General features: G+C 57.5%; 20 protein-coding genes, 6 tRNA genes and 3 rRNA genes. 21 read left to right on the top strand and 8 right to left on the bottom strand.

The features are described 5' to 3' along the window. The first annotated feature begins 74 nt into the window (after positions 1–74). The gene (locus OSW16_RS24705) at positions 75–497 is read left to right on the top strand and encodes an OsmC family protein (RefSeq protein ID WP_004376171.1); all 423 of its coding nucleotides are present in this window, start codon (positions 75–77) and stop codon (positions 495–497) included. A gap of 33 nt (positions 498–530) precedes the next feature. Here the strand turns inward: OSW16_RS24705 and OSW16_RS24700 are convergent, their stop codons facing one another. The 6 genes from OSW16_RS24700 to hemJ all read right to left on the bottom strand — a co-directional run bounded on the left by OSW16_RS24700 (position 531) and on the right by hemJ (position 4,962). Continuing rightward, positions 531–1,571: a DUF2157 domain-containing protein gene (locus OSW16_RS24700; RefSeq protein ID WP_267819183.1), complete on the bottom strand. Its 1,041-nt coding sequence runs from the start codon at positions 1,569–1,571 to the stop codon at positions 531–533. Positions 1,572–1,581: 10 nt separating this feature from the next. Continuing rightward, the gene (gene coq7 / locus OSW16_RS24695; protein WP_012316538.1) at positions 1,582–2,229 is read right to left on the bottom strand and encodes a 2-polyprenyl-3-methyl-6-methoxy-1,4-benzoquinone monooxygenase; all 648 of its coding nucleotides are present in this window, start codon (positions 2,227–2,229) and stop codon (positions 1,582–1,584) included. A 66-nt stretch (positions 2,230–2,295) separates the two neighbouring features. Further along, positions 2,296–2,634, bottom strand: a complete 339-nt coding sequence (locus tag OSW16_RS24690) for a histidine triad nucleotide-binding protein (RefSeq protein ID WP_012316537.1) — start codon at positions 2,632–2,634, stop codon at positions 2,296–2,298. A gap of 65 nt (positions 2,635–2,699) precedes the next feature. After that, positions 2,700–3,482: an SDR family NAD(P)-dependent oxidoreductase gene (locus OSW16_RS24685; protein WP_241807089.1), complete on the bottom strand. Its 783-nt coding sequence runs from the start codon at positions 3,480–3,482 to the stop codon at positions 2,700–2,702. A 70-nt stretch (positions 3,483–3,552) separates the two neighbouring features. Then, entirely contained in the window at positions 3,553–4,506 is a 954-nt protein-coding gene (locus OSW16_RS24680; RefSeq protein ID WP_267819179.1) for an NAD(P)H-dependent flavin oxidoreductase, read from the bottom strand. Between the two features lie 30 nt (positions 4,507–4,536). Further along, the gene (gene hemJ / locus OSW16_RS24675; protein WP_267819177.1) at positions 4,537–4,962 is read right to left on the bottom strand and encodes a protoporphyrinogen oxidase HemJ; all 426 of its coding nucleotides are present in this window, start codon (positions 4,960–4,962) and stop codon (positions 4,537–4,539) included. Positions 4,963–5,104: 142 nt separating this feature from the next. On the opposite strand from hemJ, the gene argC reads away from it, so the two are divergent. Next, positions 5,105–6,139, top strand: a complete 1,035-nt coding sequence (gene argC, locus OSW16_RS24670; RefSeq protein ID WP_196997117.1) for an N-acetyl-gamma-glutamyl-phosphate reductase — start codon at positions 5,105–5,107, stop codon at positions 6,137–6,139. Between the two features lie 153 nt (positions 6,140–6,292). Beyond that, the gene (gene erpA, locus OSW16_RS24665; RefSeq protein ID WP_046787605.1) at positions 6,293–6,643 is read left to right on the top strand and encodes an iron-sulfur cluster insertion protein ErpA; all 351 of its coding nucleotides are present in this window, start codon (positions 6,293–6,295) and stop codon (positions 6,641–6,643) included. Between the two features lie 60 nt (positions 6,644–6,703). Here erpA and OSW16_RS24660 read toward each other — a convergent pair whose 3' ends face one another. Both OSW16_RS24660 and OSW16_RS24655 read right to left on the bottom strand, forming a co-directional pair. After that, positions 6,704–7,795, bottom strand: coding sequence for an anhydro-N-acetylmuramic acid kinase (locus OSW16_RS24660; protein WP_267819173.1), 1,092 nt, complete (start codon positions 7,793–7,795; stop codon positions 6,704–6,706). A 3-nt stretch (positions 7,796–7,798) separates the two neighbouring features. Further along, the gene (locus OSW16_RS24655) at positions 7,799–9,217 is read right to left on the bottom strand and encodes a peptidoglycan DD-metalloendopeptidase family protein (RefSeq protein ID WP_267819171.1); all 1,419 of its coding nucleotides are present in this window, start codon (positions 9,215–9,217) and stop codon (positions 7,799–7,801) included. A gap of 217 nt (positions 9,218–9,434) precedes the next feature. Here OSW16_RS24655 and tyrS point away from each other — a divergent pair, with 217 nt between their 5' ends. From tyrS to rplA, 18 genes are all read left to right on the top strand, one after another. Then, positions 9,435–10,634: a tyrosine--tRNA ligase gene (tyrS, locus tag OSW16_RS24650; RefSeq protein WP_267819169.1), complete on the top strand. Its 1,200-nt coding sequence runs from the start codon at positions 9,435–9,437 to the stop codon at positions 10,632–10,634. A gap of 574 nt (positions 10,635–11,208) precedes the next feature. Further along, positions 11,209–12,745 (top strand): 16S ribosomal RNA (locus tag OSW16_RS24645). A gap of 86 nt (positions 12,746–12,831) precedes the next feature. Further along, positions 12,832–12,908, top strand: a tRNA-Ile gene (locus OSW16_RS24640). Between the two features lie 26 nt (positions 12,909–12,934). Next, positions 12,935–13,010 (top strand) — tRNA-Ala (locus tag OSW16_RS24635). A 242-nt stretch (positions 13,011–13,252) separates the two neighbouring features. After that, a 23S ribosomal RNA gene (locus OSW16_RS24630) occupies positions 13,253–16,144 on the top strand. A gap of 134 nt (positions 16,145–16,278) precedes the next feature. Beyond that, a 5S ribosomal RNA gene (gene rrf / locus OSW16_RS24625) occupies positions 16,279–16,394 on the top strand. The 16S, 23S and 5S rRNA genes sit together here with 2 tRNA genes alongside, the layout of an rRNA operon. Positions 16,395–16,548: 154 nt before the next feature. Continuing rightward, a complete protein-coding gene (gene birA / locus OSW16_RS24620; protein WP_267819167.1) occupies positions 16,549–17,508 on the top strand; it encodes a bifunctional biotin--[acetyl-CoA-carboxylase] ligase/biotin operon repressor BirA in 960 nt (319 codons plus the stop codon). Beyond that, positions 17,498–18,247 carry a pantothenate kinase gene (locus tag OSW16_RS24615; protein WP_267824109.1) on the top strand — a complete coding sequence of 250 codons (750 nt, stop codon included), beginning with the start codon at positions 17,498–17,500 and terminating at the stop codon, positions 18,245–18,247. Before birA ends, OSW16_RS24615 begins: the two co-directional genes overlap by 11 nt. Before the next feature lie 7 nt (positions 18,248–18,254). Further along, entirely contained in the window at positions 18,255–18,680 is a 426-nt protein-coding gene (locus tag OSW16_RS24610; RefSeq protein WP_267819165.1) for a hypothetical protein, read from the top strand. Positions 18,681–18,832: 152 nt separating this feature from the next. Then, positions 18,833–18,916: transfer RNA gene (locus OSW16_RS24605), tRNA-Tyr, on the top strand. A gap of 24 nt (positions 18,917–18,940) precedes the next feature. Continuing rightward, positions 18,941–19,014 (top strand) — tRNA-Gly (locus OSW16_RS24600). Positions 19,015–19,043: 29 nt separating this feature from the next. After that, a tRNA-Thr gene (locus OSW16_RS24595) sits at positions 19,044–19,119 on the top strand. A gap of 78 nt (positions 19,120–19,197) precedes the next feature. Further along, on the top strand, positions 19,198–20,391 hold the full coding sequence (gene tuf / locus OSW16_RS24590; protein WP_003255489.1) for an elongation factor Tu: 1,194 nt from the start codon (positions 19,198–19,200) through the stop codon (positions 20,389–20,391). 54 nt (positions 20,392–20,445) lie between these two features. Next, positions 20,446–20,521 (top strand) — tRNA-Trp (locus tag OSW16_RS24585). A gap of 44 nt (positions 20,522–20,565) precedes the next feature. Continuing rightward, entirely contained in the window at positions 20,566–20,934 is a 369-nt protein-coding gene (gene secE / locus OSW16_RS24580) for a preprotein translocase subunit SecE (RefSeq protein WP_008089117.1), read from the top strand. A 9-nt stretch (positions 20,935–20,943) separates the two neighbouring features. Next, positions 20,944–21,477 carry a transcription termination/antitermination protein NusG gene (gene nusG, locus OSW16_RS24575; protein ID WP_012316525.1) on the top strand — a complete coding sequence of 178 codons (534 nt, stop codon included), beginning with the start codon at positions 20,944–20,946 and terminating at the stop codon, positions 21,475–21,477. Between the two features lie 119 nt (positions 21,478–21,596). Beyond that, a complete protein-coding gene (rplK, locus tag OSW16_RS24570; protein ID WP_003255500.1) occupies positions 21,597–22,028 on the top strand; it encodes a 50S ribosomal protein L11 in 432 nt (143 codons plus the stop codon). Beyond that, entirely contained in the window at positions 22,028–22,723 is a 696-nt protein-coding gene (gene rplA, locus OSW16_RS24565) for a 50S ribosomal protein L1 (protein ID WP_012316524.1), read from the top strand. The genes rplK and rplA overlap by 1 nt, the downstream gene beginning before the upstream one ends. Positions 22,724–22,870 lie beyond the last annotated feature (147 nt).

The raw sequence follows: 22,870 nt of genomic DNA, 5'->3' as shown, positions 1-22,870 counted from the left end.
CCTGTGGAGCTTTTCCGACAGCCACACAAGGCTTAAGCTGACACCCTTTTTGCTAGATCCAGGAGTACGGACAGATGAAGGCACGCATCCAATGGGCCGGTGAAGCGATGTTCCTTGGCGAATCGGGGAGCGGCCATGTGGTGGTGATGGACGGCCCGCCCGAGGCAGGGGGCCGCAACCTGGGCGTGCGCCCGATGGAAATGCTCCTGCTCGGCCTGGGTGGCTGCAGCAGCTTCGATGTAGTGAGCATCCTGAAGAAATCGCGCCAAGCGGTGGAAAGCTGCGAAGCCTTCCTTGAAGCCGAGCGCGCCAGCGAAGATCCGAAGGTGTTTACCAAGATACACATGAACTTCGTGGTCAAAGGGCGTGGGCTGAAAGAGGCTCAGGTCAAGCGTGCGGTGGAGCTGTCGGCGGAGAAATATTGCTCGGCGTCGATCATGCTGGAGCGGGCGGGTGTGGAAATCACCCACGGTTACGAGATCGTTGAGCTGGGGTAAGACTTCAGGGCCGCAAGGCAGCCCCGACGGCCATCAATTGCGCAACGCTGGGAGAGCCACCACCAGCCAACGGGGCACGCAACGCCTCAATGACTGGCTGAGGTGCTCCCGGCGCTTTTGGTAACCCAGCCCCAGGGCGATGACCCCGAGCCCGATCAAGGTCAGCACCACAGGGAACAGCAGCGAATCGGCAAACACCTCGTACGACAGATAACCCAGGTAAGCAACCACCCCCAGGGCCCCGAAGACCATGAACACTGGCCGGCGCAGCAGCACCGCCATGGCCATCAGCCCCAGGTTGATCAAGCAGTACAATGCCTTACCCAGCTCGCTGTCGCTTTCGACCAGCGTTAGCCCACCCCAGAACGCTGCCAGCCCGGCCAGGTAACCCCAGTGGGCGTAATCCTCACGCGTGCGCCCGTCGACCACCAGAAACACCAGCAGCAGCCCAAGCCCGAACCACAGCGAAACCGTGCGCCGCTGTTCCCAGCTGAACGGTGAGCCGAACACCCACTCGCTAAGGTCCATCGACATGAACCACAAGGCAACGGCAATCGGCATGACGATAAACGGGTAGGGGATCAGGCGCAGCATCAGCAAACCGGCGACTACCGTGGCCGCCTCCATCATCAGCCAGCCGCCCTGCACATAGGTGTAGTACTGGTGATAGTCCGTTTGCCGATCATCCAATGGCCACCAGCCGGCCAGGCGTTCGATGGCAAAGACTGCCAAGGGCACGATGCTTACCGCGACCGCCGCCAACACGCCAGAGGCGATAGGTTGCTGACGTTTTTGCAGGTTGAGGGCGAACAGGGTGAGAAGGCCGATGTAAAGGATGCCGATGGCCAGCAGCGCCCAATCACCGATTCGCATCCAGGCTTCGGTCAGCAGCCAGCCCATCGCCCCCATGATCAGTAGGGCGCCGAAGTAGAAGGCGACGTGCGCCAGCTGGAAGCTGCCACGAACTACCGGCTGCTGGTGCAGGAAGTCCAGCAGAGCCTTGTCCTGGCCCGGCTGGAGAATGCCTGCTTGTACGGCGCGCGCCAGGTCCTTGGCGTCGATACGGTCCGTCATTGGCGTGCCCTTAGATGCGGTAAGTGCTCTTGGTCATGACCTTGGCCAGCATGCTCATGCCGAAGCGTACCGGCGCGGGGAAGCGATAGCCACCTGCTTCAAGGGCCGAATCGGCGTGCTGCTCTTCGTCGACGCGCATCTGCTCGAGAATGGCACGGGACTTTTCGTCCTCATGGGGGATCTGCTCCAGGTGTTCGTCGAGGTGTTTGCACACCTGATGCTCGGTGGCGGCGACGAAGCCCAGGCTGACCTTGTCGCTGACCATGCCGGCGAGCGCGCCGATGCCGAACGACATGCCGTAGAACAACGGATTGAGCACGCTGGGGTGGCTGCCCAGCTGACGGATGCGCTGTTCGCACCAGGCCAGGTGGTCGATTTCTTCCTCTGCCGCATGCTCCATCGCCTTGCGCACCTGAGGCAATTTGGCGGTCAGGGCCTGGCCTTGGTACAGCGCCTGGGCGCAGACCTCTCCGGTATGGTTGATGCGCATGAGCCCGGCAATGTGGCGAGTCTGGCTTTCGTCGAGTTCGACGTCCGGCTGGACAATGGCCGGGGACGGCCGGGAGGGTTGGCCGCTGAAGGGCAGCAAGGTGCGCATGGCGGTATCGGCCTGCAGCAACAAGCGGTCGAGCGGCGAGTAGTGACGTTCGGTAGCCATCGGGCACCTCCGCTGAAGTGATGCCCGACAGTTTACCTCAATCGCCCGGGGTGGGCTTGCCTTGGGTCAGCCCGGTGGCCAGTGCATCTGGCGCTGGCCGAGCACATGCATGTGGATGTGGTAGACGGTCTGGCCACCTTGCTCGTTGCAGTTCATGACCACGCGGAAGCCATCCTCGCAACCCAGTTCCTTGGCCAGGCGCTGGGCGGTGAACAGGATGTGGCCGGCCAGGCCCTTGTCCTCTTCGGTCAGATCATTGAGCGTACGGATGTGTTTTTTCGGGATGACCAGAAAATGCACCGGCGCCTGGGGCGCGATGTCGTGGAAGGCCAGAACCTGGTCGTCCTCGTAGATGATCTTCGCCGGGATTTCCCGGTTGATGATCTTGATGAATAAATCGTCCACAGCACTTGCTCCATGGTGAGGGTCCTGGCCGAGTGTACTTAGCCAGGCGCCGCTCGCCCAGTGGGCTATTCCATTCCGACCGGGCAGTAACGGCGGTGGATGAAGCCCGCAAGCTTGCGCGACAACCAGCGGGGCAACAGGCGTGGGGCGAATGCCAGCCAGCGGTTGCGGCGAACCGGCATGATCAGCGCCCGGTTCTTCGCCAGTGCGCGCACGGTGTACAGCGCTACTTCTTCGGGGCTGAGGCAGCGGCTGCTGCCTTCTAGCCTGGGAATAGGCCGGCGCGAAGAGCGCACAGGCCCGGGGCAAAGGACCGAAACCTTGATGCCTGTGGGCTTGAGCTCTTCGCGCAGGGCTTCGGTGAAATGCATCACATAGGCCTTGCTGGCGGCATAGGTAGCCATCCAGGGGCCCGGCGCTATGGCGGCCAGGCCGGCGACGTTGAGGATCTGCCCACCACCCTGTACTGCCATGAGGTTGCCGATGGCGTGGCACAGGCGGCTCATGGCGAGAATGTTCACCTCCAGCAGGTCTTGCTCGTCTGCCCATTCGTGGGCGAGAAACGGGCCATAGGTACGCTGGCCGGCGCAGTTGACCAACAGGTCGATGCGCCGCTCGCCCTCTTCCAGTTCGAGTACGAAACCGGACAGGCGCAGTGGCTGGCTGAGGTCGCAGGCGCGTAGCAGTACTTCGACGCCGAAGCGCTGGGTCAGCTCTATGGCAACCGGTTCAAGGGTTTCGCGGTTGCGTGCCACCAGGATCAGATTGCGCCCGCGCCGCGCCAGCGCTTCCGCCAGGGCCAAGCCCAGGCCGCTGGAAGCACCAGTGATCATGGCGTAACGGGTCATGCAAGGCTCCTGAGGGCTAGAGAGGGCGCCTAGTGTACAGCGTGGCCGGGCCAGGTGTTGCCTTTTGCTGCTAGGCCTTGGCGCGTAACGCCTGGCTGCGCTCCAGGGCTGCTTTGTATTCACCGTGCAGGCGTTCGATCAGTGCTGCGGCGTCGGGCAGGTCATGGATATCTCCGACGCCTTGCCCGGCAGACCATACTGTCTTCCAGGCCTTGGCTTCATCATCGATTGGCTTGAGTTTGCCCTGCTCCTGGCCGGCCTTCAGTGCGGCCATGTCGTACCCGGCCTGTTCAAGGCTCTGACGCAAAAAGCTGGCTGGTATGCCGGACACCGCTGGGGTATGGACGATGTCCGCTGCATGCGCGCCGAGCAGCATCTGTTTATAGGCCTCTTGGGCTTGGCTCTCCCGGGTGGCGATGAAGCGAGTACCCATGTAGGCCAGGTCCGCGCCAAGCAACTGGGCGGCAAGTATTTCATGGCCGTGGTTGATGCAGCCGGCCAATAGCAGTGTCTTGTCGAAAAACTGGCGAATTTCGGCCACAAGGGCGAACGGGCTCCAGGTGCCCGCATGCCCGCCTGCACCTGCCGCCACCGCGATCAGGCCATCGACGCCGGCCTGTGCAGCTTTTTCAGCGTGACGCCGGGTGGTCACATCATGGAACACCAGGCCGCCATAGCCGTGCACGGCATCCACGACTTCCTTCACCGCGCCAAGACTGGTGATGACTATAGGCACCTGATGCTCGACACACAGGGCAAGGTCAGCCTGCAGACGCGGGTTGGATGGGTGGACGATCAGATTCACCGCATAAGGGGCTGGCGTTTGCAGCTGCCCAAGGCCCGCTTCGATCTCCTCGAGCCAGCCTTTGAAGCCGGCACTGTCGCGCTGGTTCAAGGCCGGAAAGCTGCCGACCACGCCATTGCCGCAGCAGGCCAGGACCAGCTGGGGATTGGAGATCAGGAACATCGGCGCCGCCACCACGGGCAAGCGCAGGCGTTGTTCGAGCGAAGCAGGCAAGGGCATGGGCGAGGCTCCTGAACAGTGCGTTCAACGTCAGAACGGTTTGACCACCACAAGGATCACGATGCCCAGCAGGAACAGCACGGGTACTTCGTTGAACCAGCGGTAGTAACCGTGGCTGCGGGTGTTGGCGCCGTTGGCAAAGCGTTTGCGCTGGGCGCCGCACATGTGATGGTAGCCGGTGAGCAGAATTACCAGGGTCAATTTGGCGTGCAGCCAGCCTTGGCTCAGCCAGCCCGGGGTGAGATAGAGCATCCAGGCGCCGAACACGTAGGTGGCAATCATCGCCGGGTTCATTATGCCGCGGTACAGCTTGCGCTCCATGGTAACGAAGCGGTCCCGGCTGATGCTGTCCTGGCTTTGGGCGTGGTAGACGAACAGCCGGGGCAGATAGAACAGGCCGGCGAACCAGCAGACCACGCTGACGATGTGCAGCGCTTTTATCCATAGGTAAAGCATGGAGAGAGTTCCTTCAGGTATTCACGGTCGTCAGATAGTAGAGGCCAAGCGCCCGAAGGGTCACCCGAAGAGTTGTTACAGGCGCCTTGCGCCCCTATCATCGTGCGCTTTCCAGACGGCTCGTTGATAAGGGGCAAGCGTTATGATCAAGGTCGGTATCGTCGGCGGCACGGGTTACACCGGCGTCGAACTGTTGCGTCTGCTGGCACAGCATCCACAGGCCGAAGTGGCGGTCATCACTTCGCGTTCCGAGGCGGGCGTAGCGGTCGCCGACATGTATCCGAACCTGCGCGGCCACTATGACGGCCTGGCTTTCAGTGTGCCGGACAGCAAGGCCCTGTCAGCCTGCGACGTGGTCTTCTTCGCCACCCCGCACGGTGTCGCGCACGCCCTGGCCGGCGAGTTGCTGGCTGCCGGAACCAAGGTCATTGACCTGTCCGCCGACTTCCGCCTGCAGGACGCTGCCGAGTGGGCGAAATGGTACGGTCAGCCGCACGGCGCGCCGGAGTTGCTCAAGGATGCGGTTTACGGCCTGCCTGAAGTCAACCGTGAGAAAATTCGCCAGGCGCGCCTGATCGCCGTGCCCGGCTGCTACCCGACCGCTACCCAGTTGGGCTTCCTGCCACTGCTCGAAGCGGGCCTGGCCGACCCGTCGCGCCTGATCGCCGATTGCAAGTCGGGTGTCAGTGGCGCCGGCCGTGGTGCCGCCGTGGGGTCGCTGTTCTGTGAGGCTGGCGAGAGCATGAAGGCCTACGCGGTCAAGGGCCACCGTCACCTGCCGGAAATCAGCCAAGGCCTGCGCCTGGCTGCGGGCACGGATATCGGTCTTACCTTCGTGCCGCATCTGACCCCGATGATCCGCGGCATTCACTCGACCTTGTACGCGACGGTTGCCGATAAGTCGGTCGACCTGCAGGCACTGTTCGAGAAGCGCTACGCAGACGAGCCGTTCGTCGACGTGATGCCAGCGGGCAGCCACCCTGAAACCCGTAGCGTTCGCGGTGCCAACGTATGCCGTATTGCCGTTCATCGCCCGCAAGGTGGTGACCTTGTGGTCGTGCTGTCGGTTATCGACAACCTGGTCAAGGGCGCGTCAGGCCAGGCGGTGCAGAACCTGAACATCCTGTTTGGCCTGGACGAGCGCATGGGCCTGTCCCATGCCGGCCTGCTGCCCTGACACCGCCGGCAATGTACAAGCTGCAAGTGAGCGTACTGCGTTCAGCTTGTAGCTTGTCACTTGCGGCTTACGAATTGTTGACCGATTTTCTCGGAGAAGCGGATAATGCGCGTCATCGAGTTTTATGGCGGCTACTGCGCCGGGAGAATCAACATGAGCGTCGAAACCTTCACCCCCACGGCTTTGGAATTCACTCACGGCGCCGCGCAAAAGGTGAAGACTCTGGTTTGCGAGGAAGGCAATGATCGTCTGAAACTGCGGGTTTTCGTGACCGGTGGCGGCTGCTCGGGTTTCCAGTATGGCTTCACCTTCGATGAAGATGTGGCCGAAGATGACACCATCGTCGAGCGCGAAGGTGTATCCCTGGTGGTAGATCCCATGAGCTTCCAGTATCTGGCGGGCGCGGAGGTGGATTACCAGGAAGGTCTTGAGGGTTCGCGCTTCGTGATCAAGAACCCGAATGCCGCTACCACCTGTGGCTGTGGATCTTCCTTCTCGATCTGAAGCCCGGTAGTACAAAAAACGCCGCGCATTCGCGCGGCGTTTTCGTTGGCGGTTGCAAGGTCAGGCTGGGTAGATCGCGCCCAGCACCCGGAGCCCCTTCGCTGCCGTAACGCTGGGCCGGTTGGCAGCGATGCCTTCCAGGCAGCAATGAGCCAGCCAGGCAAATGCCATACCCTCGACCCAGTCTGGGTCCACGCCATATGCCTGGGTGCTGGTGACCCGGGTATCGGGTAGCTGCGCGTCAAGGCGAGCCATCAATGCACCGTTGCGTGCACCGCCTCCACATACAAGCAGTGCTTCTGTGCCTTGCTGTGCATTACGCAAGGACTCCGTGATGGTTCGCGCCGTCAGTTCAAGCAATGTGGCCTGGACATCCTCGTCGCGATACTGCGGCATACGAGCGAGATGGCCATCCAGCCAGGCCAGGTTGAACACTTCGCGGCCTGTACTCTTCGGGCCGCTGCCGACGAAGAATGGATCACTCAGCAACGCGTTCAGCAAATCGGTCTGGGCCACGCCACTGGCCGCCCAGGCGCCGTCGGCGTCATAAGCCTGGCCGCGTTTACGCTCGATCCAGGCATCCAGCAGGACATTGCCGGGGCCACAGTCGAAGCCGTGGACCGGCTTGTCGTGCTCGATCAGGCTGAGGTTGCTGAAGCCGCCCACGTTGAGCACTGCCAGCCGCTGGCCAAGATGGGCGAACAGGGTTTCATGAAACGCAGGCACCAGAGGCGCGCCTTGGCCGCCAGCCGCCACATCGCGCCGGCGGAAATCGGCTACCACTGCGATCCCGGTGAGCTCGGCGAGCAATGCCGGGTTGCCGATCTGCACGGTAAACCCCCGGGCAGGCTCGTGGCGAATGGTCTGGCCATGGCTGCCGATGGCGCGGATGGCGGCAGGCTGCAGCTCCTGCTTTTTCAGCAACTGCTGTATGCCTTCTGCGGCCAGGCTGGCCCAGTGGTTTTCCGCCAATGCTGCACGTGCGATTTCGTCAGGGCCGCTGGCGCAAAGGGCAAGCAGTTGCTGACGCAGCTCGGCGGGCATCGGCAGGTAATGGGTGGCGAGCAGCTCCAGCCGCTCGCCTTGTTCGATCAGGGCAATGTCCAGGCCGTCGAGGCTGGTGCCAGACATTACTCCCAGGTAGAGCGCCATGGATCAGCGCTTGTTCGCTGCGAGCATGGTGGCCTTTTCCTGATCCATGCGCGCGATCAGTGGCTTGCTTTGCTGCAGGAACCGCTGGCGTTCGGCCTTGGCGATCGGGTCGGCCATCGGTACCTTCTGGCTCAGTGGGTCGACGTGGACGCCATTGACCTGGAACTCATAGTGCAGGTGCGGGCCCGTGGACAGGCCGGTGGTGCCGATATAACCGATGATCTGCCCCTGCTTCACGCTGCTGCCGGTCTTGATGCCTTTGGCAAAGCCCTGCATGTGCCCGTACAGGGTCTTGTACCTGTTGCCGTGGGCGATGATGACTGTGTTGCCGTACCCACCGCGGCGGCCGGCCAGCTCGATGCGGCCGTCACCGGCTGCTTTGATCGGTGTGCCGCGTGGCGCGGCATAGTCGACACCCTTGTGTGCACGGATCTTGTTCAGGATCGGGTGCTTGCGGCCTGCGGAAAACCGCGAGCTGATACGCGCAAAGTCCACGGGGGTGCGGATGAACGCCTTGCGCAGGCTGTTGCCGTCGGCAGTGTAGTAGCTGGTGTTGCCCTGCTTGTTGGTGTAGCGCACCGCCGTGTAGGTCTTGCCACGGTTGGTGAAGCGGGCGGACAGGATGTTGCCTGTACCAACCACCTTGCCATCCATGACCTTCTGCTCATAGACCACGTCGAATTCGTCACCCTGGCGGATGTCCTGGGCGAAGTCGATGTCGTAGCCCAGTACCTTGGCCATGTCCATGGTCAGGCTGTGGGACAACCCGGCACGCTGGGCCGAGGCCGACAACGAACTTTTGATCACGCCGTGGGCGTACGCGGTACGTACCAATGGCTTGCTGATTTCGCGGTCGAAGGTATAACCCTTGGCGGTCTTCGTCAGGCGGATGGTTTCGAGGGTGCTGACCTTGCTTTGCAGGCTGGCCAGTTGGCCGTCCTTGTCGAGCTCGAACTGCAATACCTGGCCATGCTTGAGTTGGCTGAACTGCTTGGCCTGCTTGCTGCTGGCCAACAGATCGTGCACAGCATTGGCTGGCAGGCCGACTTTTTCGAACAGCGTGGACAGTGTATCGCCACGTGCCACGGTGACTTCACGATGCCCAGGCGTTGTGGCTTCTGGTTTTTGCTCCAGGGCCGGAAGCTCTTGCGTAGCTTGCTCGGTTTTGCCATCGGCACCTTCGATTTGCGCGAACGGTGAACCTTGATCGGCTTGGGTCTGCACCAGTGGCGCGGCGGCAGACTCATCCTTGAGTTGCTCCGCCGGGCTTTCCAGCTCGAGGCTGAGGGTGGTCTTTTTGGCTTCGACTTCGCTGGACGGAAATACCAGCAGAGCCAGGCTGAGCAGGGCGGCGATGCCGCTGGCGGCCAGCAGGTGCGTTTTCGGATAAAGCGGGGGCGCTTTAGGCGTTTCGTCGGTCATAGGTAAGGTGACTTTTTGAAGAAAAGTGAATATGGAAAAGATGAATGACATGATGAAGATGAAATAACTGTATAAAATATAACCAAATCCATTTTCACGCAAGGGCGCGTAGACGCCGCGAGGCTGCGGTCAGGTCACATTCCGTTGCGAAACTTGTATTTGATGGCCGATCTTGTATGGTTGGCTCCCCTTGAATCTGAGCCTTGCGGGTCTGTCTATGAAGTCGGTTGAAGAGCAGCTGGCGCTTATCAAGCGCGGTGCGGAAGAAGTGTTGGTCGAGTCGGAACTGGTGGAGAAGCTCAAGCGCGGCCAGCCTCTGCGTATCAAGGCAGGTTTCGACCCGACCGCGCCTGACCTGCACCTGGGGCACACCGTGCTGATCAACAAGCTGCGCCAGTTCCAGGAGCTGGGTCATCAGGTCATCTTCCTGATCGGTGACTTCACCGGAATGATCGGTGATCCCAGCGGCAAAAGTGCGACTCGCCCGCCGCTGACGCGTGAGCAGGTGCTGGATAACGCCGAGACCTACAAGCAGCAGGTGTTCAAGATTCTCGACCCGGCCAAGACCGAGGTCGCGTTCAACTCCACCTGGATGGACAAGCTGACACCGGCTGATTTCATTCGCCTGGCGTCGCAGTACACGGTGGCGCGTATGCTTGAGCGCGACGACTTCGACAAGCGCTACACCACCAACCAGCCGATTGCCATTCATGAATTCCTCTACCCGCTGGTGCAGGGGTATGACTCGGTAGCCCTCAAGGCTGACGTGGAGCTCGGTGGTACCGACCAGAAATTCAACTTGCTGATGGGGCGCGAGTTGCAGCGCGCTTACGGCCAGGAAGCGCAGTGCATCGTGACCATGCCGCTGCTCGAAGGGCTGGACGGCGTGAAGAAAATGTCCAAGTCGCTGGGCAATTACGTCGGTATCCAGGAAGCCCCTGGGGTGATGTACAGCAAGCTGGTGTCGATCCCGGACACGCTGATGTGGCGTTACTTCGAGTTGCTGAGCTTCCGCTCCATGGAAGAGATCGAGCAGTTGCGTGCCGATGTCGCCAATGGTGCGAACCCGCGCGACATCAAAATCAAGCTGGCGGAAGAAATTGTTGCGCGTTTCCATGGTGAAGAGGCGGCTGCCAACGCCCACCGCGCGGCGGGTAATCGCATGAAAGAGGGTGAGTTGCCGGAAGATCTGCCCGAGATCGAGGTGGCAGCTGCTGAAGACCTGCCGATCGCTGCTGTATTGAACCGTGCAGGCCTGGTGAAAAACTCGGCGATGGCGCGCGATCTGCTCAATGGCGGTGCGGTCAAGGTCGATGGTGCGGTGGTTGGGCGTGACTTCATGTTTGCGATTGGTGCCACTCATGTGTGCCAGGCGGGCAAGAAGGCGTTTGCCCGGGTTACGCTCAAGGCGGAGTGAGTGCCTGGTGGTGTAGCTATATATAGAAGCGGGGAGGCCGGCAGGCCTCCCCGCTTTGTTTTGCAGCGATTGTGAAGTTTATTGGAATTAAGCCTTGACGCGTTCTCGAATCCCCTTATAATGCGCCCCACTTCCAGCGTAGTCGGAACGAGAAACTCCTTGAAATTCAATGAGTTGCTTAATCCAGGTAGTGCTGGAGGTGCTTCGGTCATCTGATCGATAGCGGTTGAAATGGTGGTTGACAGCGCTTTTAAACGCTGTATTATTCGCCTCCCGCTACGAGAGATCGAAGCGAGCCAAGTGTTTGAAGCTAAACGAGTTTCTCGCAAAAAACTTCAAAATAAACGCTTGACAGGCTCTGAGGAAAGCGTAGAATGCGCGCCTCGGTTGAGGCGAAAAGCTCTTAACCAAACGCTCTTTAACAAATCGAATCAAGCAATTCGTGTGGGTGCTTGTGAGTACGGACTGATAGTCAAAAAGATTATCAGCATCACAAGTGACCATGCGAGAAATCACATAGTCATTTGAGATTGCTGAGCCAAGTTTAGGGTTTCTTAAAAACCCAAGCAGTATTGAACTGAAGAGTTTGATCATGGCTCAGATTGAACGCTGGCGGCAGGCCTAACACATGCAAGTCGAGCGGATGACGGGAGCTTGCTCCTTGATTCAGCGGCGGACGGGTGAGTAATGCCTAGGAATCTGCCTGGTAGTGGGGGACAACGTTTCGAAAGGAACGCTAATACCGCATACGTCCTACGGGAGAAAGCAGGGGACCTTCGGGCCTTGCGCTATCAGATGAGCCTAGGTCGGATTAGCTAGTTGGTGGGGTAATGGCTCACCAAGGCGACGATCCGTAACTGGTCTGAGAGGATGATCAGTCACACTGGAACTGAGACACGGTCCAGACTCCTACGGGAGGCAGCAGTGGGGAATATTGGACAATGGGCGAAAGCCTGATCCAGCCATGCCGCGTGTGTGAAGAAGGTCTTCGGATTGTAAAGCACTTTAAGTTGGGAGGAAGGGCATTAACCTAATACGTTAGTGTTTTGACGTTACCGACAGAATAAGCACCGGCTAACTCTGTGCCAGCAGCCGCGGTAATACAGAGGGTGCAAGCGTTAATCGGAATTACTGGGCGTAAAGCGCGCGTAGGTGGTTTGTTAAGTTGGATGTGAAAGCCCCGGGCTCAACCTGGGAACTGCATCCAAAACTGGCAAGCTAGAGTACGGTAGAGGGTGGTGGAATTTCCTGTGTAGCGGTGAAATGCGTAGATATAGGAAGGAACACCAGTGGCGAAGGCGACCACCTGGACTGATACTGACACTGAGGTGCGAAAGCGTGGGGAGCAAACAGGATTAGATACCCTGGTAGTCCACGCCGTAAACGATGTCAACTAGCCGTTGGAATCCTTGAGATTTTAGTGGCGCAGCTAACGCATTAAGTTGACCGCCTGGGGAGTACGGCCGCAAGGTTAAAACTCAAATGAATTGACGGGGGCCCGCACAAGCGGTGGAGCATGTGGTTTAATTCGAAGCAACGCGAAGAACCTTACCAGGCCTTGACATGCAGAGAACTTTCCAGAGATGGATTGGTGCCTTCGGGAACTCTGACACAGGTGCTGCATGGCTGTCGTCAGCTCGTGTCGTGAGATGTTGGGTTAAGTCCCGTAACGAGCGCAACCCTTGTCCTTAGTTACCAGCACGTTATGGTGGGCACTCTAAGGAGACTGCCGGTGACAAACCGGAGGAAGGTGGGGATGACGTCAAGTCATCATGGCCCTTACGGCCTGGGCTACACACGTGCTACAATGGTCGGTACAGAGGGTTGCCAAGCCGCGAGGTGGAGCTAATCTCACAAAACCGATCGTAGTCCGGATCGCAGTCTGCAACTCGACTGCGTGAAGTCGGAATCGCTAGTAATCGCGAATCAGAATGTCGCGGTGAATACGTTCCCGGGCCTTGTACACACCGCCCGTCACACCATGGGAGTGGGTTGCACCAGAAGTAGCTAGTCTAACCTTCGGGAGGACGGTTACCACGGTGTGATTCATGACTGGGGTGAAGTCGTAACAAGGTAGCCGTAGGGGAACCTGCGGCTGGATCACCTCCTTAATCGACGACATCAGCCTGCTGATGAGCTCCCACACGAATTGCTTGATTCTTTGTATAAAGACGATGCTGTAACGCGACCCTGTTATAGGTCTGTAGCTCAGTTGGTTAGAGCGCACCCCTGATAAGGGTGAGGTCGGCAGTTCAAATCTGCCCAGACCTACCAATTACTTGGTGCGGCCTAGAAAATACGGGGCCATAGCTCAGCTGGGAGAGCGCCTGCCTTGCACGCAGGAGGTCAGCGGTTCGATCCCGCTTGGCTCCACCACTCTTTCAGGTTGTACAGCTTTCAGAACTTAGAAATGAACATTCGGTGATGAATGTTGATTTCTGACTTTTGTCAGATCGTTCTTTAAAAATTCGGATATGTGATAGAAATAGACTGAACACCAGTTTCACTGCTGGTGGATCAGGCTAAGGTAAAATTTGTGAGTTCTGCTCGAAAGAGCAACATGCGAATTTTCGGCGAATGTCGTCTTCACAGTATAACCAGATTGCTTGGGGTTATATGGTCAAGTGAAGAAGCGCATACGGTGGATGCCTTGGCAGTCAGAGGCGATGAAAGACGTGGTAGCCTGCGATAAGCTTTGGGGAGTCGGCAAACAGACTGTGATCCAGAGATCTCTGAATGGGGGAACCCACTCAGCACAAGCTGAGTATCTTGTACTGAATACATAGGTGCAAGAGGCGAACCAGGGGAACTGAAACATCTAAGTACCCTGAGGAAAAGAAATCAACCGAGATTCCCTTAGTAGTGGCGAGCGAACGGGGACCAGCCCTTAAGTTGATTTGAGATTAGTGGAACGCTCTGGAAAGTGCGGCCATAGTGGGTGATAGCCCCGTACACGAAAATCTCTTATCAATGAAATCGAGTAGGACGGAGCACGAGAAACTTTGTCTGAACATGGGGGGACCATCCTCCAAGGCTAAATACTACTGACTGACCGATAGTGAACCAGTACCGTGAGGGAAAGGCGAAAAGAACCCCGGAGAGGGGAGTGAAATAGAACCTGAAACCGTATGCGTACAAGCAGTGGGAGCCTACTTTGTTAGGTGACTGCGTACCTTTTGTATAATGGGTCAGCGACTTATATTCAGTGGCGAGCTTAACCGAATAGGGGAGGCGTAGCGAAAGCGAGTCTTAATAGGGCGTTTAGTCGCTGGGTATAGACCCGAAACCGGGCGATCTATCCATGGGCAGGTTGAAGGTTAGGTAACACTGACTGGAGGACCGAACCGACTACCGTTGAAAAGTTAGCGGATGACCTGTGGATCGGAGTGAAAGGCTAATCAAGCTCGGAGATAGCTGGTTCTCCTCGAAAGCTATTTAGGTAGCGCCTCATGTATCACTGTAGGGGGTAGAGCACTGTTTCGGCTAGGGGGTCATCCCGACTTACCAAACCGATGCAAACTCCGAATACCTACAAGTGCCGAGCATGGGAGACACACGGCGGGTGCTAACGTCCGTCGTGAAAAGGGAAACAACCCAGACCGTCAGCTAAGGTCCCAAAGTCATGGTTAAGTGGGAAACGATGTGGGAAGGCTTAGACAGCTAGGAGGTTGGCTTAGAAGCAGCCACCCTTTAAAGAAAGCGTAATAGCTCACTAGTCGAGTCGGCCTGCGCGGAAGATGTAACGGGGCTCAAACCATGCACCGAAGCTACGGGTATCACCTCTGGTGATGCGGTAGAGGAGCGTTCTGTAAGCCTGTGAAGGTGAGTTGAGAAGCTTGCTGGAGGTATCAGAAGTGCGAATGCTGACATGAGTAACGACAATGCGAGTGAAAAACTCGCACGCCGAAAGACCAAGGTTTCCTGCGCAACGTTAATCGACGCAGGGTTAGTCGGTCCCTAAGGCGAGGCTGAAAAGCGTAGTCGATGGAAAACAGGTTAATATTCCTGTACTTCCAGTTATTGCGATGGAGGGACGGAGAAGGCTAGGCCAGCTTGGCGTTGGTTGTCCAAGTTTAAGGTGGTAGGCCGAGATCTTAGGCAAATCCGGGATCTCAAGGCCGAGAGCTGATGACGAGTTGCCTTTAGGCGACGAAGTGGTTGATGCCATGCTTCCAAGAAAAGCTCCTAAGCTTCAGATAACTGGGAACCGTACCCCAAACCGACACAGGTGGTTAGGTAGAGAATACCAAGGCGCTTGAGAGAACTCGGGTGAAGGAACTAGGCAAAATGGCACCGTAACTTCGGGAGAAGGTGCGCCGGTGAGGGTGAAGGACTTGCTCCGTAAGCTCATGCCGGTCGAAGATACCAGGCCGCTGCGACTGTTTATTAAAAACACAGCACTCTGCAAACACGAAAGTGGACGTATAGGGTGTGACGCCTGCCCGGTGCCGGAAGGTTAATTGATGGGGTTAGCGCAAGCGAAGCTCTTGATCGAAGCCCCGGTAAACGGCGGCCGTAACTATAACGGTCCTAAGGTAGCGAAATTCCTTGTCGGGTAAGTTCCGACCTGCACGAATGGCGTAACGATGGCGGCGCTGTCTCCACCCGAGACTCAGTGAAATTGAAATCGCTGTGAAGATGCAGTGTATCCGCGGCTAGACGGAAAGACCCCGTGAACCTTTACTATAGCTTTGCACTGGACTTTGAATTTGCTTGTGTAGGATAGGTGGGAGGCTTTGAAGTGGGGACGCCAGTTCTCATGGAGCCATCCTTGAAATACCACCCTGGCAACTTTGAGGTTCTAACTCAGGTCCGTTATCCGGATCGAGGACAGTGTATGGTGGGTAGTTTGACTGGGGCGGTCTCCTCCCAAAGAGTAACGGAGGAGTACGAAGGTGCGCTCAGACCGGTCGGAAATCGGTCGTAGAGTATAAAGGCAAAAGCGCGCTTGACTGCGAGACAAACACGTCGAGCAGGTACGAAAGTAGGTCTTAGTGATCCGGTGGTTCTGTATGGAAGGGCCATCGCTCAACGGATAAAAGGTACTCCGGGGATAACAGGCTGATACCGCCCAAGAGTTCATATCGACGGCGGTGTTTGGCACCTCGATGTCGGCTCATCACATCCTGGGGCTGAAGCCGGTCCCAAGGGTATGGCTGTTCGCCATTTAAAGTGGTACGCGAGCTGGGTTTAGAACGTCGTGAGACAGTTCGGTCCCTATCTGCCGTGGACGTTTGAGATTTGAGAGGGGCTGCTCCTAGTACGAGAGGACCGGAGTGGACGAACCTCTGGTGTTCCGGTTGTCACGCCAGTGGCATTGCCGGGTAGCTATGTTCGGAAGAGATAACCGCTGAAAGCATCTAAGCGGGAAACTTGCCTCAAGATGAGATCTCACTGGGATCTTGAATCCCCTAAAGGGCCGTCGAAGACTACGACGTTGATAGGTTGGGTGTGTAAGCGCTGTGAGGCGTTGAGCTAACCAATACTAATTGCCCGTGAGGCTTGACCATATAACACCCAAGCAATTTGCTGCTGCAGATTGTGGTGGTGAAGATGATACGAACCGAAAGTTCGCAACGAACCACAAATATCGCATATCCGGATTCGCTGGGCTGTCCATCTGGACATTCTGGCTACAGAATTTCTTGACGACCATAGAGCATTGGAACCACCTGATCCCATCCCGAACTCAGTAGTGAAACGATGCATCGCCGATGGTAGTGTGGGGTTTCCCCATGTGAGAGTAGGTCATCGTCAAGATTCATTTCGCAAAACCCCTATCTGCGCGAGCAGGTAGGGGTTTTGTCTTTTCTGGCTCGATACACGGGATTTGGGTGGTGACGTGGGGCCCTTTTCCTATGCAAGCCCACTACCCATAGCTATCATGCCAGCCTTATTCCAAGTCGAGACTGGCATGCTGAAGTTGTTGAATCTCCTCAAGGATGGCCGGTTCCATTCCGGAGAAGCCTTGGGGGCAGCCCTCGGGGTGAGTCGCAGCGCCGTTTGGAAGCAGCTGCAGCATCTGGAGAGTGAGCTAAATCTCACCATTCACAAGGTTCGTGGGCGTGGCTATCAGCTAGCGGCGCCCCTGGCGTTGCTCGAAGCGAAGGCTATTGCCGAATTCGCTGATGCTGAGCAATGGCCAATGTTCATCCACGAAACCATCGACTCTACCAATGCTGAAGGCCTGCGGCTTGCAGGTCAGGGGCAGGCTGCTCCATTTCTGGTGCTTGCCGAGCGTCAGAGTGCTGGCCGTGGCCGTCGTGGTCGTCAGTGGGTCAGCCCATTCGCAGAAAACCTTTATTACAGTCTGGTGTTGCGGGTCGAGGGCGGCATGCGCCAGCTCGAGGGGCTGAGTCTGGTGGTCGGCTTGGCGGTAATGCGGACCTTGGAAGGCTTGGGTGTAAAGGAAGTCGGGCTCAAGTGGCCTAATGACGTACTGGTGCGTGGGCAGAAAATCGCGGGCATCCTGCTTGAGTTGGTCGGTGATCCGGCAGACGTCTGTCACGTTGTTCTTGGCATTGGCGTCAACGTGAACATGCAGTCAAATGTGCAAGTCGATCAGCAGTGGACCTCCATACGGCGTGAGGTTGGCGCTCCGATTGATCGGAATCGCCTGGTGGCAATGCTCAGCCAGCAATTGCAGCATGAGTTGGCGCGACACCGACGCTATGGTTTTGCCGCATTCCAGGAAGAATGGGAACAAGCACATCTATGGCAGGGGCGTAACGTGTCCCTTGTTGCCGGCAGTACCCAGATCAACGGGGTAGTGCTCGGGGTGGACGGGCAGGGCGGCTTGCGCCTGGAGGTCGATGGTGTGGAGAAGAGCTTCAGTGGTGGTGAGCTCAGTTTGAGGTTGCATGATGATTCTTGAGCTCGATTGCGGTAACAGCTTCATCAAATGGCGAGTCATCCATGCTGTTGACGCCACTATCGTGGGTGGCGGCATTGTGGATTCCGATCAGGCGCTAGTGGCCCAGGTCGGTACTTTGACTTCGCTTCGCCTGTCAGGCTGCCGTATTGTCAGTGTGCGTAGTGAGGAAGAAACGGCGGCGCTCTGTGGGCTGATCAATCAGGCGTTTTCTGTGGTGCCGCGGGTAGCGGAACCGGCCCGTGAGATGGCTGGGGTGCGCAATGGATATGAAGACTTCCAGCGCCTGGGCATGGATCGCTGGCTGGCGGCGTTGGGTGCTTTCCACCTGGCCAAGGGGGCTTGCCTGGTGATCGACCTGGGTACAGCTGCCAAGGCCGACTTCATTGGTGCTGATGGCGAGCACCTGGGGGGATACATCTGCCCGGGTATGCCGCTGATGCGCAGCCAACTGCGCACGCACACTCGCCGGATCCGCTACGACGACGCATCTGCTGAGCGTGCATTGACCAGTCTTGCTCCTGGACGTTCGACTGTTGAGGCGGTCGAACGGGGTTGCGTGTTGATGCTGCAAGGTTTTGCGCGCACGCAGCTGGAGCAAGCACGCTCGCTGTGGGGAGAAGCCTTTACAGTATTCCTCACGGGGGGGGATGCGCCGTTGGTACGTGAAGCTGCACCCCAGGCGCGCGTGGTTCCCGACTTGGTATTCGTTGGCCTGGCAATGGCCTGCCCTTTGAACTGAGGTGCTTATGCGTTGGTTGTTTCTGCTGTTGCTGGTGCTCAACGTCTTCTATTACGTCTGGCACCAACAGGAAGCCCCGCTGAAAGCCAAGGATGTCGCCCCGCTCTCGTTATACAAAGGTAATCAGCAGGAGATCCGTCTATTGCGTGAAGCGGGTGTGAACGCGCCTGCTCGTCGCCGTGATGAATGCTTGGTGGTAGGGGGGCTGACGGAGCGCGATCAAATCGACGCATTGCGCCAGCGCTTGCTGAGCCTGGATATCAACGCAGTACCGGTGTCTGGGCAGTTGCCCGGCGCCGATGGTCTCTGGCTCAAGATTTCCCCGGAAAGCGAGCGTTTACTGGATCAAATGGTCCTTGCCACTCTTTCCAACGATTTCAAAGACTTAAAACATAAAATTATTTTCTGCCAGGGTATTGCAACTGGCGAATAGCTTGATAGAATGGCGCCCGCTTCACAGGGAACACCACTGAGGTGGTAGAGCTGGAAGCAGTGTCAAAGCAGCTAAGTTTCAGATTTGATTGAAGAAATTTGAAAAAAAGCTTGACACTAGGACGGCAGACAAATAGAATGCCGGCCACATCTGGAGGGATTCCCGAGCGGTCAAAGGGGACGGACTGTAAATCCGTTGCGAGAGCTTCGAAGGTTCGAATCCTTCTCCCTCCACCAGTTTTAGCGAGAGCCGCAAGCTCCGCGGGTATAGTTTAGTGGTAGAACCTCAGCCTTCCAAGCTGATGATGCGGGTTCGATTCCCGCTACCCGCTCCAAGTTTGCTGGGTTTTGCACAAAGTGTTTCGCTCTTGTAGCTCAGTTGGTAGAGCACACCCTTGGTAAGGGTGAGGTCAGCGGTTCAAGTCCGCTCAAGAGCTCCATATAAACAAGGCAGATATGAAAATATCTGCCTTTGTTTTATCAGCGTAAGACTATTTCTTCTGCGGAGGATTGTATCGATGGCTAAGGAAAAGTTTGATCGTTCCCTTCCCCACGTTAACGTCGGCACTATCGGCCACGTTGACCACGGTAAGACCACTCTGACCGCAGCTCTGACTCGCGTTTGCTCCGAAGTTTTCGGTTCGGCAATCGTTGAGTTCGACAAGATCGACTCGGCTCCGGAAGAAAAAGCGCGCGGTATCACCATCAACACCGCTCACGTCGAGTACAACTCGACCATTCGTCACTACGCTCACGTTGACTGCCCAGGTCACGCTGACTATGTGAAGAACATGATCACCGGTGCTGCCCAGATGGACGGCGCGATCCTGGTTTGCTCGGCCGCCGATGGTCCGATGCCACAAACCCGTGAGCACATCCTGCTGTCCCGTCAGGTTGGCGTTCCGTACATCGTGGTCTTCCTGAACAAGGCCGACCTGGTAGACGACGCTGAGCTGCTGGAACTGGTCGAGATGGAAGTTCGCGACCTGCTGTCCACCTACGACTTCCCAGGCGACGACACTCCGATCATCATCGGTTCCGCTCGTATGGCGCTGGAAGGCAAAGACGACAACGAAATGGGCACTACCGCTGTCAAGAAGCTGGTAGAGACTCTGGACAGCTACATTCCTGAGCCAGTTCGTGCGATCGACCAGCCGTTCCTGATGCCGATCGAAGACGTATTCTCGATCTCGGGTCGTGGTACCGTTGTTACCGGCCGTATCGAGCGTGGTATCGTCCGCGTTCAGGATCCGCTGGAAATCGTTGGTCTGCGTGACACCACCACCACCACCTGCACCGGTGTTGAGATGTTCCGCAAGCTGCTGGACGAAGGCCGTGCTGGCGAGAACTGCGGCGTTCTGCTGCGTGGTACCAAGCGTGACGACGTTGAGCGTGGCCAGGTTCTGGTCAAGCCAGGTTCGGTCAAGCCGCACACCAAGTTCACCGCAGAAGTCTACGTTCTGTCGAAGGAAGAAGGCGGCCGTCACACGCCGTTCTTCAAAGGCTACCGTCCTCAGTTCTACTTCCGTACCACTGACGTGACCGGTAACTGCGAACTGCCGGAAGGCGTTGAAATGGTAATGCCAGGTGACAACATTCAGATGACTGTTACCCTGATCAAGACCATCGCAATGGAAGACGGTCTGCGCTTCGCTATCCGTGAAGGCGGTCGTACCGTCGGCGCCGGCGTCGTAGCAAAAATTATCGAATAAGTAGTTGATTTACTTGATCAGGCCGGTATAATGGCCGGCCTGATACAGCGTTACAGGTCAGTAGCTCAATTGGCAGAGCGACGGTCTCCAAAACCGTAGGTTGGGGGTTCGATTCCCTCCTGACCTGCCATTCACCTCAGTGTGATTGGCTTTCTTCTTACAGGATCCTCCTCGATGACTCCCAAAACTGAAGCCCAAGAATCGCGTTTTGATCTGTTCAAGTGGCTGGCTGTAGTGGCTTTGGTGGTTGTTGGTGTAGTGGGTAATCAGTATTACTCCGCCTCTCCAATCCTGTACCGCGTTCTTGCACTTCTCGCCCTGGCTGCTGTTGCGGGCTTTGTAGCTCTGCAGACCGCGAAGGGTAAGTCGTTCTTTGCGCTTGCGAAGGAAGCTCGTACTGAGATCCGTAAAGTCGTGTGGCCGACCCGCCAGGAAACCACCCAGACCACGCTGATTGTCGTGGCTGTCGTGCTGGTTATGGCACTGCTGCTGTGGGGGCTTGATTCCCTGCTCGGCTGGGCGGTCTCCCTGATCGTTGGCTAAAGGTGTCCCGTGGCTAAGCGTTGGTATGTTGTGCATGCTTACTCGGGTTACGAGAAGCATGTTATGCGCTCCCTGATAGAGCGCGTCAAGCTGGCAGGCATGGAAGACGGTTTCGGCGAGATCCTGGTCCCGACCGAAGAAGTCGTCGAAATGCGCAACGGCCAGAAGCGCAAAAGTGAGCGTAAATTCTTCCCTGGCTATGTTCTGGTCCAGATGGAGATGAACGAAGGGACTTGGCACTTGGTCAAAGATACCCCTCGTGTGATGGGCTTCATTGGTGGTACTGCTGATAAGCCTGCACCGATCACTGATAAAGAAGCTGAAGCTATCCTGCGTCGCGTAGCCGACGGTAGTGACAAGCCGAAGCCGAAGACGTTGTTCGAGCCCGGTGAAGTGGTTCGAGTCATTGATGGTCCGTTCGCTGACTTCAATGGTAACGTCGAAGAGGTTAACTACGAAAAGAGTCGCCTCCAGGTGGCGGTGCTCATTTTTGGTCGCTCTACTCCGGTAGAGCTAGAGTTCAGCCAGGTCGAAAAGGTCTAGGCGGACGAAGCATCCCATACCCCGCAGCCCTGTGTGCTGCGGGGTTTTGTCGTCACTGGGATAAAACGCAAGTCATCCGGGGAGCCATCTGGCGTTCGTACCCGATATTGGAGTAGCTCATGGCTAAGAAGATTCAGGCTTACATCAAGCTGCAAGTTAAGGCCGGCCAGGCCAACCCAAGCCCACCCGTTGGTCCAGCACTGGGCCAACACGGTGTGAACATCATGGAATTCTGCAAGGCCTTCAACGCCCGTACTCAGGGTCAAGAAGCCGGCCTGCCGACGCCTGTGATCATCACTGTTTACAGTGACCGTAGCTTCACTTTCGAGACCAAGAGCACCCCTGCCTCGGTTCTGCTGAAGAAAGCTGCTGGCCTGACCAGTGGTTCGGCTCGCCCGAACACCGTCAAAGTCGGTACCGTGACCCGTGCTCAGCTGGAAGATATCGCCAAAGCTAAACAGGCTGATCTGACCGCTGCTGACCTGGACGCTGCTGTACGCACCATCGCTGGCTCTGCCCGCAGCATGGGCCTGAACGTGGAGGGTGTGTAATGGCTAAGCTGACCAAGCGCCAAAAGGCTATTGCTTCGAAAGTCGAAGCTGGCAAAGTTTACAACTTCGAAGACGCAGCTGCGCTGCTGGCCGAACTGTCCACCGTGAAGTTCAGCGAATCTTTCGACGTTGCTGTTAACCTCGGTGTTGACCCGCGTAAATCCGACCAGGTCGTTCGTAGCGCTACCGTGCTGCCACACGGCACTGGCAAGACCGTGCGCGTTGCCGTCTTCACCCAGGGTCCAGCTGCTGAGGCCGCTCTGGCTGCCGGCGCTGACCGTGTAGGTATGGATGATCTGGCTGCCGAAATGAAGGGCGGCGACCTGAACTATGACGTCGTCATCGCATCGCCAGATGCCATGCGCGTTGTGGGTCAGTTGGGTCAGGTTCTGGGTCCTCGCGGCCTGATGCCTAACCCGAAAGTCGGTACTGTGACTCCTGATGTTGCCACGGCTGTGAAAAACGCCAAGGCCGGTCAGGTTCGCTATCGCACCGACAAAAACGGTATTATCCACACCTCCGTTGGCAAGGTCGGTTTCGAAGCTGGCAAGCTGAAGGAAAACGTTGAAGCCCTGATCGCTGATCTGAAGCGTATCAAGCCAGCTTCTTCGAAAGGTATTTACGTCAAGCGCGTTACCCTGAGCACCACTATGGGCCCAGGTCTGGTCATCGATCAGAGCTCGCTGAACGCGTAAGGCAATGATGGCGCGATTCGTCGCGCCATCAGCAAAATTGGGGTCCCTGCCTGGCGGGGGCTATCCAAGACCGTAGGCGGCGCAAGCCTTAAACCTCAAGCCTACGCAGATGGTGCTCCCGATTCGTTACCGAATCAGACACCAAAA

Origin of the sequence: Pseudomonas putida (assembly GCF_026625125.1) — a bacterium.
Taxonomy (GTDB): domain Bacteria; phylum Pseudomonadota; class Gammaproteobacteria; order Pseudomonadales; family Pseudomonadaceae; genus Aquipseudomonas; species Aquipseudomonas putida_X.
The sequence above is the reverse complement of the archived record's forward strand: the minus strand, read 5'-3'. Positions and strand labels throughout refer to the sequence as shown.